The organism is Collinsella sp. D33t1_170424_A12, assembly GCF_015554865.1.
Classification (GTDB): Bacteria; Actinomycetota; Coriobacteriia; order Coriobacteriales; family Coriobacteriaceae; genus Collinsella.
The window spans coordinates 1-13,095 of record NZ_JADNJJ010000013.1 but is presented as its reverse complement, the minus strand read 5'-3'; the positions used below and the strand labels follow the sequence as shown (position 1 = coordinate 13,095).

At 58.7% G+C, this 13,095-nt stretch carries 12 protein-coding genes and 1 pseudogene; 11 read left to right on the top strand and 2 right to left on the bottom strand.

The features are described from left to right. Window positions 1-238 precede the first annotated feature (238 nt). From I2E26_RS00715 to I2E26_RS00680, 9 genes and pseudogenes are all read left to right on the top strand, one after another. Window positions 239-808 carry a VanZ family protein gene (locus I2E26_RS00715; RefSeq protein WP_195419227.1) on the top strand — a complete coding sequence of 190 codons (570 nt, stop codon included), beginning with the start codon at window positions 239-241 and terminating at the stop codon, window positions 806-808. 14 nt (window positions 809-822) lie between these two features. Then, window positions 823-1,895 (top strand): annotated as a pseudogene (rfbB, locus tag I2E26_RS00710) (dTDP-glucose 4,6-dehydratase). Next, on the top strand, window positions 1,886-2,668 hold the full coding sequence (locus I2E26_RS00705; RefSeq protein WP_195419226.1) for a hypothetical protein: 783 nt from the start codon (window positions 1,886-1,888) through the stop codon (window positions 2,666-2,668). Before rfbB ends, I2E26_RS00705 begins: the two are co-directional and overlap by 10 nt. 408 nt (window positions 2,669-3,076) lie before the next feature. Next, window positions 3,077-3,538: a Panacea domain-containing protein gene (locus I2E26_RS00700; protein ID WP_195419225.1), complete on the top strand. Its 462-nt coding sequence runs from the start codon at window positions 3,077-3,079 to the stop codon at window positions 3,536-3,538. A gap of 8 nt (window positions 3,539-3,546) precedes the next feature. Next, window positions 3,547-4,569: a RelA/SpoT domain-containing protein gene (locus I2E26_RS00695; RefSeq protein WP_195419224.1), complete on the top strand. Its 1,023-nt coding sequence runs from the start codon at window positions 3,547-3,549 to the stop codon at window positions 4,567-4,569. 95 nt (window positions 4,570-4,664) lie between these two features. Continuing rightward, window positions 4,665-5,288, top strand: coding sequence for a DUF4869 domain-containing protein (locus I2E26_RS09190; RefSeq protein ID WP_370551410.1), 624 nt, complete (start codon window positions 4,665-4,667; stop codon window positions 5,286-5,288). Beyond that, entirely contained in the window at window positions 5,254-5,502 is a 249-nt protein-coding gene (locus I2E26_RS09185; protein ID WP_370551409.1) for a DUF4869 domain-containing protein, read from the top strand. Before I2E26_RS09190 ends, I2E26_RS09185 begins: the two co-directional genes overlap by 35 nt. A 584-nt stretch (window positions 5,503-6,086) precedes the next feature. Beyond that, window positions 6,087-6,926 (top strand): SatD family protein, encoded by an 840-nt coding sequence (locus I2E26_RS00685; protein ID WP_195419223.1) that lies wholly within the window; start codon window positions 6,087-6,089, stop codon window positions 6,924-6,926. Beyond that, window positions 6,910-7,665, top strand: coding sequence for a DUF3307 domain-containing protein (locus I2E26_RS00680; RefSeq protein WP_195419222.1), 756 nt, complete (start codon window positions 6,910-6,912; stop codon window positions 7,663-7,665). The genes I2E26_RS00685 and I2E26_RS00680 overlap by 17 nt, the downstream gene beginning before the upstream one ends. A gap of 486 nt (window positions 7,666-8,151) precedes the next feature. On the opposite strand, the gene I2E26_RS00675 is transcribed toward I2E26_RS00680, so the two are convergent. Beyond that, a complete protein-coding gene (locus I2E26_RS00675; protein WP_195419221.1) occupies window positions 8,152-9,696 on the bottom strand; it encodes a glycosyltransferase family 39 protein in 1,545 nt (514 codons plus the stop codon). Between the two features lie 21 nt (window positions 9,697-9,717). After that, a complete protein-coding gene (locus I2E26_RS00670) occupies window positions 9,718-10,848 on the bottom strand; it encodes a glycosyltransferase family 2 protein (RefSeq protein ID WP_195419220.1) in 1,131 nt (376 codons plus the stop codon). Window positions 10,849-11,222: 374 nt separating this feature from the next. Between I2E26_RS00670 and glmM the strand changes: the two genes are divergently transcribed. Then, the gene (glmM, locus tag I2E26_RS00665) at window positions 11,223-12,566 is read left to right on the top strand and encodes a phosphoglucosamine mutase (protein ID WP_195419219.1); all 1,344 of its coding nucleotides are present in this window, start codon (window positions 11,223-11,225) and stop codon (window positions 12,564-12,566) included. 156 nt (window positions 12,567-12,722) lie between these two features. Next, a partial coding sequence (locus I2E26_RS00660; protein WP_195419218.1) for a DegV family protein occupies window positions 12,723-13,095 on the top strand: 373 nt, incomplete at its 3' end.

Sequence of the window (13,095 nt, the reverse complement as noted above, 5' to 3'; positions counted from 1 at the left end):
GGTCATCGACCCGCTCTCGGGCTACGACACCGGCACCCCGTCCGGCTGGATCGCCACGAACGCCCTCATGGCCGCGAACGACCCCCGCTTCGCCGACGAGTTCTGGGAGGCCGTCGAGGAGCGCGGCGGTCTGCATCGCTCGGAAGCGGCTGAGTAGAGTTTCGCTCAAATTTTGATTGTTGGTCCCATCTGCGCACGCAGCAGCAGGTGGGACTTTTTGTTATAGGTCGGGAAATAAATGGCATATTCTTCGTTTGTTAAGGTTCGTTATGTTGCCTTTTGGGCCTCGGTGGTTGCTGCTTTGATTGCGTTTGGTGTCATCTTCGCTCTTACGGAGCAGACTCCGGTGCAAACCTGTGATCTTTCTAATGCCGTGCAAGATCATGTTTCCAGTGGGGTTGCACATGATTACCAGCATGACGTACTTGCCGATGAAACAACTGCGGCTGGTTCGGCTGCCGATACCTGCGGTTTAGCCACAGTCGTTGATCGGCTGTTGTCTGTTGCCGGGATTCGCAAGTGGGCACACACGGCAGAGTTCTTCGCGTTTGGGTTCCCTGTCGCTGTTGCTTCATTGCTATGGTGGGGGCGTCCCGTGCTGGTTCGGTCGCGCATGCTAGCGTGTGGAGCGCTCTGTGCATTGGGGTCTTTGTTCGATCAAACGCATAAGTTGTTTGTTCCGGGCAGGGAGTTCGATGCCGGGGATCTTCTATTCGACATGCTCGGATATGGATTGGCAATGATGGCGGTATTTTCCCTCGCTGCTCTGGTGCGGAGTGTTCTGATGCGCAGGGAGCGTCGGTCCTAGGGGGTTGGTGAATGATGGATTCGCTCTCGTATGGTTCTTGCCACATCGTCGTGACTGGCGGTTGCGGTTTTATGGGTTCAAATTTTGTGCGATACATCGTGCGTGATCATTCGGGTATACACGTCACAGTCCTTGACAAGCTAACCTACGCAGGAAATCCTGCAAATATTGTGGGCCTACCTGCGGGCCAAGTGAGACTGGTTGTGGGCGATGTGTGCGACATGGAGCTGGTCGACTCGTTGGCTGCTCGGGCAGATGCCGTGGTCCACTTTGCAGCGGAGACGCATAACGACAACGCCATTAGCGACCCGTCGGTATTTGTTGACACGAACGTCCGTGGTACGTACGTGGTTATAGAGGCATGCCGTAAACATGATGTTCGGTATCATCATGTTTCTACCGACGAGGTGTTCGGCGATCTGCCGCTCGAAGGCTCGGATCGTTTTACCGAGGGCTTGCCGTACAGGCCTTCGAGCCCCTATAGCTCGACGAAAGCGTCATCCGACATGATGGTGCGCGCCTGGGCGCGAACCTACGGGCTGCGGGCTACCATCTCCAATTGCTCGAACAACTACGGGCCGTATCACAGCATATCGAGAAGTTTATTCCAAGGCAGATTACCAGTATTATCGACGGCGTCCGTCCGCAGCTGTATGGTGACGGCCGCAATGTGCGTGATTGGATTCATGTGGACGATCACAGCTCCGCCGTGTGGTCGATCGTGACACGCGGGCGAATAGGCGAGACGTATCTGGTGGGTGCGAACGGCGAGCGCGACAACCTGTCCGTGCTGCGCGCGATCCTGCGTGCGTTTGGGCGTGACGAGGATGATTTCGATTGGGCGCCGGACCGTCCTGGGCACGATCTTCGCTATGCCATCGATGCCTCCAAGCTCCAGCGCGAGTTGGGCTGGAAGCCCATTCATACGGATTTCGACGCCGGGCTATCTGAAACGATCGATTGGTATCGCCAGGACGAATCCTGGTGGCGCGTGGCGAAGGGCAGGACGCCTACGGCGAATACACAGTGCCACATCAATCTTGGTGCTATACTCGATGCCCAAAGGAAGTGGTTCGTATGTACTTGAGCGATACAAAGATTCGAGAGTTGATCGACAACGGTGTGCTGCTCAACGCTGATGTTTCAAACATTGGACAGGTTACGTATGATTTGCGTACCGACGGATTCTACGTTAACGAAAACAAGACAACCGGAGTGGAGCTTAATCCCGGTGATTCTGCTTTTGTTTCTTGTATAGAGTGCATCCAGCTTCCCAACGACCTTACTGCCAGCATTCTTCTTCGCAACTCGCGAATCCGCGAGGGGCTTTCACTGGATGCGCCGCTGTATTTCCCTGGCCATGGAACGAGGTTGTTCTATCGCGTCACGAACGTTAGCGGCAATTCGATTTTGCTAGATAAGTCCAAGGGGATCGCGCAGGTAGCGTTCCAGCGGGTTGATGGGCCGGTCGCGCATCCGTATGCGGGCGCTTTCTCCGATGAGCTCAACTTCAACGGCCTTGCGGGGTATTCTGACGTATACGCCGAAGAGCTCAAGAAGGTCGAGCATAAAAAGGATGAGGTTGTTAATATCGAGCCTCGTATTTACGGCAACGTCCTTGCTCTCTTTGCCGTTTTTGCTGCGATCTTCACGCTGGTGAACGTTAACGCGGCGGGGCTATCAGCCGATATTACGACCGCGAGGTTCGTGGCGCTTGACCTGCTGATTATCGGAGGGTTTCTCATTTTTGCGCATGCGATCAAGGCCTTTCTCGTGAAGGATGAGACTGGGAAATCCCGTACCCCGCTTGTGTTGGGCATCTCTTTCATCGTCGGCGCGGTGATTCTGGCTTTGATCTAATGTGCTGGCTGACGAGAAAAGAATTCGCCTTATTAGGGGCATCGGCAAAAGTCGATGCCCTTTTATCTATGGTGAGCTTACCGGGAAGTGCGGGCAACTGCGGTTGTGCTTGTTGGGGCGACGTTGAGCGCTCCTATGATGGTGCAATTGCGGATGAGTTTTGCTATAGGGGCATGAGATGATGGGGCATATGTGAACCGCGTGATATTGGTTCGCCTGCTCGTCCTGACTCATATTGGCGCGGGCGGTTGTTGGCCAACGGCGCCATCGCGGATGACCGTTGCTGCCATTGATATACGTGTGCCCGTGCAGGTTTACTGGAGTTAGACAATTAGCTTGAAACAGTAGATTGCCTGGACCTCAAAGGGCTATTCTTGATATCAGCATCGATGAAAGGAAGGTGAGGGGATGCTGAGCATATTTGATGTAGCGGCAAGTATATTGGAAAACACTGGGTACGTGTCGACGATGAAGCTGCAAAAACTGGCATATTATTCTCAGGCATACTCCCTCGTGAACGATCACTGCCCGCTATTTGAAGAGGGATTTCAGGCATGGGTTAACGGTCCGGTTTGCCCCGAGCTCTTCGGTATCCACAGGCATCGATATGTCATTGGACCAGAAGAGCTTAGAGGTTACGGCGATGCATCGTTGCTGTCTAATCATGAGAAAGCGCTTGTCCAGCATGTTTGCAGCGTCTTTTCTGATTATGACGGTAATGAATTAAGCGTTTTGACGCATAAAGAATTGCCTTGGAGGCTGGCCCGCGAAGATTGTTCGCAGGCAGACCGCTGCTCGCGTTACATATCCAACGATTCGATATATAGCTACTACAGTGATCCTGTTAGCGCCAACCCATTGTTTCGATAGGCGCGGCAATGGATGGACGTCTGTATTCTAAACACGAGGTTGCACATGCCGGTAGGGCAATTGCGGCGTATGAGGGCGCCTACAAGGAGCTTGCTGAGGAATCGGCTATTCTAGAGGCTTGGCGTCAAGCGCATAATCGGGTGATGATTGACGTTAAAGCGGAGCTCGCGCAACTTGTTATGGAGAAGTGCAGCTCCGCTGTTGTTGTGGGTCGTTTGAAGCGCGCGGATGCTATTGTTGCGAAACTGCGACGTACAGATGTTAATCATAAACTGTCCATGCTTCAAGACATCGCGGGCTGTCGCGTCATCGTTGATACCCTTGAAGAGCTTGAGCTGCTAAGCTCGTTGATCATTGATCACTTTAACGTTGCTGCCAATGATGTTAAGGATCACATATCGATTGCGAAGGAAGACGGCTACCGCAGCCGTCATTTTAGGGTGCGTCGCAATACCAGCCAGTATGACGGTTTGCGATGCGAGATTCAGCTGCGCACGCGTCTGCAACATTCTTGGGCGACCGCCGTTGAAGTGTACGATGTCATCTCGGGCTCGGATCTGAAAATAGGCAAGGGGTCAGAGGAGGAGCATCGTCTTTTTAAGGGGTTATCGCTCGCCTTGTCTATCAAGGAGTTTGGACAGGTGGAAGCGCGTTCCGATGAGTTGAAAGATGCCTTGGCAGAGGTGTCTTGTTTAAATAACAAGCTGAACGCATTGCAAAAGCTTCAAGCGAGCAAGGGTTCCGTATCAATAATGAATTCGGAGCAATATAGGAACAACGAGTATTGTCTTTTGTATATCGACTACGCTTTGCAGTATACGAAGATATACACCTATGATATGGATCACGCTGATGAAGCGAATAAAATGTACACGGAGCTGGAGCGGGCAAAGACTCCTATGCAGGATGTCTTGCTTGTCAGCGTGTCAAACCTAACCAATCTGAAAAAAGCTTATCCAAATTATTCTGCGGACATCAGTTTGTTCTTTAACGAGGTTGATTGGCTGATGGATTGGATGAAGGGGCTCTAGTTTCAAGCTGACTGGGTTGGGCGATCCTATCAACGAGAGGGTAATAGATTCTTTAAAGTTGGTTTGAAAGGGCACGGGGTTGCGCTTCGAGGGTGGTGGTCCGTGACGACGCCGCCGGGTGCTTTGACGAGCACGCGTGCCTTCAACAGCCCGTATCGGTTGCCGATCTGGACGAGGCGGGCGTCCTTGCACTCCCGCCCCAGCTGTCCGGACTGTCGTATAGGATGGAGCAGCGCGCCGGCCGTACCAGGCAGTCTATCGACAGGTTGCTGGACGGCGGCATGGTGAATCAAGAGCGCGTGGCTGCTGCAGCGGTGGCGCTCTCGTTGTGTTCTGCATGCATGGAGTTCCCCGCTCCAAAGTTGGATCTTGTATACGGAAATGCTTTCCCTAAGGTTCATTACTATATGGGCTTTCGTTGTGAGATGGTAGGTTTACGTACTGCAAAGAGGTTCAGAGAAAGGCGACCCGTGCTTACGATTCACTTCGGCGATTTGGATAACGTCATATACAATACGTCCGTGTATTTCAACAACGTTATGTCGCCGGAGTGGCTGAATGACGAGCTCGCTCAAAGGATGATAAAGTCAATCGACGGCGCCACGGTCGTGGGGCCCAACGCGGTCGACAGCCGGATTTTGGGCCTCATTCCCGTAGAAAAGCTTTCGAGCGCTTTCGAGCGGCGTGAAGACCCTCTTGCTTTTGAGGTTTCTACCTGACAAGGTTTATAACGCGTCGAACTGTGGCGATAACTGTGCATATTGGATTTTGAAGATAGCAAAGATGCAGGACATCACTATCAGTCTGTATCACATGATGGATTTCGGTAACCGCAGATTCACGGCGCGCGTTGCTAACACGGGAGAAATCACCCACACCATGGACGAGCTCGTGTTGATTGCTGCCGACTGCCTGAGGGGCGATTTCGCATGAGGGGAGAGCATCCGCTTACCGTTCGCAACAATAAGCTTCAGATCAAGTTGCCTATTCGTAGAAATATAACGATTTTGCAAGGCAAAAGCGCTACAGGTAAATCTACGCTTATCGACCTTATCGCTCAGTATGAGGAGCTCGGCGAGAGCGGCGGGGTGGTTATCAACTGCGACGTGCCGTGCCGCGTTCTTTCCGGGCGAAACTGGGAGCGCGACCTTTAATCCATCGAGAACAGCATCGTCTTTATCGATGAAGACAACGACATATCGCATCTTCGGTTCCTTCTTCAGCTGGGAACAGTTCTTCACGAAGGAGCTCGTTGAGATAACGGCGGGTACGTATTTGGCTTACAGGAAGAAAAGCCTCAACACTGCCTATCTTCAGCCAAGGGAAATGACTGCGCTCAAAGAAAAGTTGCCCAATTTGGGAATCTAGATTTGCCATCTTCACAAGGTTGCCGTTTCCAATCGCCATCAATAATTTGTGCTAAGTCAAATAGCAAAGAAAAAGTGCGCTATATCAAATAGCAAAGAATAACTGTGCTACCATGAAGCTGTTCGAATACCTGTGAGCAGGGGGTGGCCATGCAGCAATGTGCAGCGCTTATGGTGGATATCCGCGATTCGCGCAAGATGACCGAAGCGAGGCGACAGGGCGTGCAAGACGTGATGGGCGCCTCGCTCGCGTATCTCAATGTCTTGTTTCGAAATGATCTGTTGCGAGAGGTCGTCTTTAGTGCGGGGGATGAGGTCCAGGGCCTGTTTGCCAGCGCTGCGGCGGCGTACTTGTACCATCGATCGCTGTCGTTGTTGGTGGTCCAGGCGGACCTGCGCGGGGGCGTGGGATGCGGCGCGTGGGATGTGCAGGTAGCCGATGCACCCTCTACGGCGCAGGACGGCACGGCGTACCATCACGCGCGCGATGCTATCTCCTATGCCAAGAAAAGCAGGTTGTACAACTTCGCCATTTCATCCGGCTACCCTTCGTCGCTGCACACGGTGTCGGCCAACTATCCGCTCTTGCTATCTGCCCAGCGTACGACGCGGCAGGCGGAGCTCGCGCGTCAGGTCGAGCTGCGCTATCCTATGGCGCTTCATGTGGATGATGCCGCTTGCGAGTCTGCCCGTGCCCAGTTGCCGGAGCTGCTCGCCGTTATCGAGCGCGCCGAGGGGCGTACCGGGTGCTTTGACGAGGACGCGTGCCTTCGACAGCCCGTATCGGTTGCCAATCTGGACGAGGCGGGCGTCCTTGCGCTTCCGTCGCAGCTGTCCGGACTGTCGTATAGGATGGAACAGGGCGCCGGCCGTACCAGGCAGTCTATCGACAGGTTGCTGGACGGCGGGATGGTGAATCAAGAGCGCTTGGCCGCGGCGTTCGTGGCGCGCGCGCTGCTGGAAGAGGAAGCTGGTGGCAATCGTGGGTGAGGCGCTGTGCTTGCTGTTCGCCGGGCACGCGGTGGGCGATTTCTGGTTGCAGTCGGATGACCTTGCGAGCAAGAAGGATCGTTTGGGCGCAGCGATGCTGCGGCATAGCGTCATCTATGCGGCGGCCATGGCGGTGGCCGCCGCCCTCGTCGCTATCGGCTTGCGGTGCGACCCATGGGCGGCGCTGCTTGCTTGGGCCGGCCTGAGCCTTGCCCATGCGCTCATCGATGGCGTCGCGCGCCCCGCGCTGAAGCGCCTCTGCCCCGGCGACCTGCGTCGTTTCCTTCTGGATCAGGCGCTCCATATCTTCTGCTGCGTTTTGGCGGCCCTGTACCTGGCACCGCGCAGCGCGGTCGGGTTCACGCCATATTGGAGCGAGACCTTGGTGTGGGCCGCCTCTCTGCTGTTGAGCGGCGCGCCCGTATGCGTGCTAGTCAAGCTCGTGCTGGGCGAGCTTCGCGAAGTGGCGCACGATGCTTCCAACGATACGGTGCGGCCGGGCGAGCCCGTCAACTCGGGCCGCGTGATCGGCATCCTCGAGCGCCTGCTGGTCTGCACGCTTACGCTGCTGGGGGAGTTCAGCGCCATCGCCTTCGTCATCACGGCCAAGAGCATCGCCCGCTACGAGAAGATGAAGGACGATAAGGTCTTCGCGGAGATCTACCTTGTGGGAACTCTGGCCAGCGTGGCGGGCGCCATCGCGGTGCCGCTGCTCGTGCGCTGGATGGTGGCGCTGTAGGGTGCACGCGGCGCATGGGCCTCGAGTGCAGGATGCTATGATCCGTGGCCTTCAAGCGTCTGGACTCGGGCACAAATAAGAAAAATCAAAATGTTGCGCAACAAATCGTAGGGAAGTGCGCATAGACTAAAGGAAGCCCGCCTCCGCGTTTCCAATGTGTACCGAGGGTCTTTATGTTTACACTTTGTGCGGAGCGAATCTTGGCGCCCCTGGGCGAGGTGCCTTCGGTTGCGCGTGCACGCGCAACCCGCATAACGCCGTGCCATTCGTTTCGCTGCCAGGCACGGCGTTCTTTTCGGCCGGTCCATCGGGGGACCGGCCGTTTTTGTTTGGCGGCGCATGCGTTATGGCGGTACGGGGCGTGCGATGTACGATGCGCATGGATCGGCCGTACGGGCACGATTGGCGTCGTTGCCGTCACGCTGCTGCGCGCATCAAAACGCAGCGGGGCCCGAGTACGCGCTGCGCGCCCGGGCCCCGCTGCGGCTAATCGGCCTTCTCTATGCGGTACAGGTTGACGGGATACTTCACCACGATGCCGGAGACGCCGGTATCGACCGCGCGGTACCCCTGCCGCTCCAGCGCCTCGTTGGCGGCGTCCAGGCTTTCGGGGCTTTCCAGCAGCAGCCAGTACGTGGTGTCCGGCGCAAGCTCGGGCGCATGTGCGGCATCGAACGGATCGTTGGCGTTTTCGGGGAGGTACACCGAGAGCACGGTCCAGTCGAGCGCGTAGGTATCGGTGAGAACGGTGTCGCCGGGCTCGATCAACTCCTCGAGCTTCTGCATGGTCTGCTCGTGGAACTCGAAGCGGCTGAAGGCGTTGGACGTGCTGCGCGCATACGAGGGCGCGCCCACCAGCGCCACCGCCAGGGCGATACCCCAAACGGCGTAGGGCTTGCCAAACGCGCGCGCCGCCATGACGCCCAGCATGATCCATGCGATGGGGGCGATGGGGAAGAGGTAGCGGGTGATAAGGAAGGGATGCACGGCGTGGGAGAGGCCCAGGCCCACCAGGATGGTGCCAAGCCACGCAAACATGCCCGCGCCCAGCCAGGTGCGCAGCACGAGCGACTGCTCGTCGTCCTTTGCTCGCGCGGATGCGCGCGTGGCGTACACGGTGTAGGCGAACAGCGCGAAGAAGCCCACCAGCAGGATCTGGCCCAGAAGCGGGCCGCGACCAAGCTGGAACGGGAACGTGAGACAGGTTGCAAGCGACGGGATGTTCTGCAGCCAAAAGCCGTCGGATGACCGCTTGAAGGTGTCAAGCAGCACGAGCAGCCAGGGAAGGTAGGTGGCAAGGGCGCAGGCGCAGGTGGCGATCATCTTGCCCACGTGCGCGCGTCGCGCGAGCGAGACGACCATGAGGGCGAAGAGGATGAGGCCCGCGGCGAGAAAGCCGTAGTAGTGGCAGTAGGATGCGAGCGCCGCGCTCAGGCCCAGCGCGATATGCGCGGGCCATGCGTGCCTCTCCAGGCAGGTGTACAGCAGGCAGAAGCTCGCGAACACGAAGAAGGCCGTCCAGGAGTACATGCGCAGCTCGGTGTTGTACGTTACGGCGTTGTGCATGAACGCCCAGCACAGCATGGTGCATGCCGCGGGACCGGCTCCAAACTTCCTTCGCACGAAGGTGGCGCACAGGGCGAGCGACGCCCCATACGGGATGAGCGATGCCAGGCCATAGGCCCACGCCTGGTCTCCAAAGATGCGGTAGAGCACCATGAGCACCGCGTAGAAGAAGGGCGGGTGCACATCGGCCGCCGTGGCATCGAGCATCTCTTTGAAGCCCATGTGCGAGAGCAGGACCGAGAAGCACTCGTCGCTCCAGAAATCGTAGGTGAAGATGCGGGGCACGTAGATGCCAAGCAAGGCGACGGCCAAAAGCGCGACGAGAACGGTCCCAAGCCGGCCCGTCTTGCGAGCGGCGCCGGCATCGGCGGTTGCGAGGGCGCCGGTGGTTGCGGCGGGGTGCGTCGAGGGACGGGCGTCTGAGGCGCCGGCACTGCGTGCGGATGATGCGAGGTTGTTGTGCATGGTGCTACTTTCTGGGGCTGGCTAGCGTTCGGACGTGGACGCGTTGCGTTTCGTTGGCGTGCGGGATGCGTGCGCGCTGCCCGGTTCGGGGCGTTTCGGTGCTGCGGGGGCGGTGTCGCCCTGCCATGCCGCCGTCGCGGGTTGCGATGCATCGCACCACGCGTACGCGCGCGGATCCACGTTGGTCTCGCGCACGAGGTAGAGCGGGCGGCGCTTGGTCTCTAGGTAGGTCTTGGCGAGGTACTGGCCCATGATGCCCAGGCATAGCAGCTGGATGCCGCCGAGGAACGTGATGATGCACGCCAGCGACGGCCAGCCCTGCACGGGGTCGCCGAAAAGCATCGCGCGCACCAGGATGACCAGCATGGCCAGCAGCGCCGCGATGCACAGGACGATGCCGGTGAGCGAGGCGAACGACAAGGGGGCGGTGGAGAAGGCCACGATGCCGTCGAGCGCGTAGAGCAGCAGCGAGAAGAAGCTCCATTTGGTCTCGCCGGCGGCGCGGTCCGCGTGCTGGTAGGGCACCCAGACGTTCTTGAACCCCACCCATCCGAAGATGCCCTTCGAAAAACGGTTGTACTCGCGAAGCGAGAGGATCGCATCCACCACGGGCCGCCGCATGAGGCGGTAGTCGCGTGCGCCGTCCACGATGTCGGCGGTCGAGATCTTCTGGATGATCTTGTAGAACTGGCGGGCGAAGAACGAGCGGATGGGCGGTTCGCCGTCGCGGTTCACGCGCCGGGCCGCCACGGAGTCGGCGTGTTCGCGCTGCAGGGTGCAAAACATCTCGAGGAGCAGCGACGGCGGATCTTGCAGGTCGGCGTCGAGGATGGCGGTGTAGGCGCCGCGGGCCGCGTCGAGCCCCGCGTAGATGGCGGCCTCCTTGCCGAAGTTGCGCGAGAACGATACCCAGCGGATGGCGAGGCGCCCTTCGAGCCGGGGGTGCGACGGCGGGTTGGCGGGCAGCGCCTTCGCCACCTCGAGCGTGCGGTCGCGCGAGCCGTCGTCCACGAAGATCAGCTCGAAGCGCAGATCCTCGTCTACGCGCTGGACGAGCTCGTCGAGGGTCGCGGCGACCTCGTTATAGAACAGCGGGAGGCAGTCCTCCTCGTTATAGCAGGGAACTACCAAAGACAGGAGCTCGTCGTGCATATCGGTCACCTTACCGCCCAACCCTATGATGTTCAGTCGATATTCGAGTATAGCGAACTATCGCCCGGGCGTTCGGCTGCTGCTCCCATACGGGGAGGGCTGGCTGCGGATGTGGGGCGCCCCGCCGTCGCTCGATTCGAAAAACACTCCATACATGTAAAGAGTTTGCGCGGGCGCCGCCCTCGGCTACGCCGCTGCTATCATATGAAGCGTTCCCGCGTGCTGCGTGAAACGCGAACGGTTGCCGTTTTTCTGCAAGCGTTTCGCCGGCGTCCCGGGTGCCTTGGCGGCTTTCCGCATACGCGGGCGCCGCGGTGGTGCCGGCCAGGGGCGCGCGCTGCATGCGCACCGTATGAAACGGAAAGGTTGTTCCTATGAAGTATTTCGGCACCGATGGCTTCCGCGGCCGTGCAAACGAGGGTCTCAACGTTGACCACGCCTATAAGATCGGTCGCTTCGTTGGCTGGTACTATGGCGCCCGCCAGGGCAAGAAGGCCCGTATCATCATTGGCAAGGACACGCGCCTGTCCAGCTACATGTTCGAGTCCGCGCTGGTGGCCGGTCTGGTTGCCAGCGGTGCCGATGCCTACATGCTGCACGTCATCCCCACGCCCGGCGTGTCCTACGAGGTCGTGGACGGCGCCTTCGACTGCGGCGTCATGATCACGGCGAGCCACAACCCCTACACGGATAACGGCATCAAGCTGGTTAACTGCGAGGGTTACAAGATGGACGAGGACGTCTTGGAGCTCGTGGAGGACTACATCGACGGCAAGTCCGAGGTTCCGCTGGCCACCGGCGAGAACATCGGCTGCACCGTGGACTACATGCAGGGCCGTAACCGCTACATCGCCCATCTTATCGCTAGCTGCGGGTTCTCGCTGCAGGGTATGAAGATCGGTCTGGACTGCGCGAACGGCTCCGCCTCCAGCGTCGCCCGCCCGGTGTTCGACGCCCTGGGCGCCGAGACCCATGTGATCAACAACGCGCCGAACGGCTACAACATCAACGTTGCATGCGGCTCGACGCACATCGAGGGCCTGCAGCGCTTCGTGGTGGAAAACGGCCTGGACGTGGGCTTTGCCTACGACGGCGACGCCGACCGCTGCCTGGCTGTTGACGAGCGCGGCCGCCTGGTAGACGGCGACCTGATCCTGTACGTGTGCGGCACCTACATGAGCAAGCACGGCCGCCTGGCCAAGAACACCGTGGTTCCCACCGTGATGGGAAACTTCGGCTTCTTCCGCGCCCTCGAGGCTGCCGGCCTGAACTACGAGAAGACCGACGTGGGCGATAAGTACGTGTACGCCTGCATGCGCGAGAATGGCTATAACTTCGGCGGCGAGCAGAGCGGCCACATCATCTTTGGCGACCTTGCCAAGACCGGTGACGGCATCCTTACCTCGCTGCGCATCATGGAGGTGCTGCGCGCCGAGCGCGAGAAGCTCTCGGAGCTCACGCGTCCGGTCAAGCTGTACCCGCAGCAGCTGGTGAACGTCCGCGTGTCCGACAAGGACGCGGTGATGAACGGCGAGGACATCAAGGCCGCCATCGCCGAGGCCGACGCCTTTCTGGAGGGCAACGGCCGCGTGTTCGTGCGCGCATCCGGCACCGAGCCGCTGGTTCGCGTGCTCACCGAGGCGCCCGACGACAAGCTGTGCACCGAGGCCGGCGCCATCGTGCTGAAGGCCCTGGAGAAGTACAAGCTCGCCGATTAAAGCCGAGCTCGATCGATTGCAAGACGGGAGGGGTCGCCGCGGCGCTCCTCCCGTTTCTTTCTGGTGTCTTTTACTTCAGGCAGATAATGTACAAATGTACTAGGCTATTATGGCATGGTTTTGTTTCCCTACGTACGCACCAGAGGGGAGCCTGGTATGAATTCATATGTTCTGACCTGCTGTTCCACGAGCGATTACCCGCGCTCGTTCTTCGAGGAGCGCGATATTCCGTACGTGTGCTTCCACTACGAGATAGATGGCGAGCAGTATCTGGATGACCTATACGGATCGGTTTCCCCCGCGGATTTCTATGCGCGCCTGAAGGGCGGGGCCGAGTCCAAGACCTCCCAGATCAGCATGGGCGAGTACGTCGAGTTTTGGGAGCCCTTCCTGCGCGGCGGCAAGGACGTGCTGCACGTGACGCTGTCTTCGGGCATCTCGGGAACGTATAACTCGGCGTGCCTGGCCGCGCGCGAGCTGGAGGCGCGCTATCCCGACCGCACGGTGCGCGTGCTGGATTCCCTGGCGG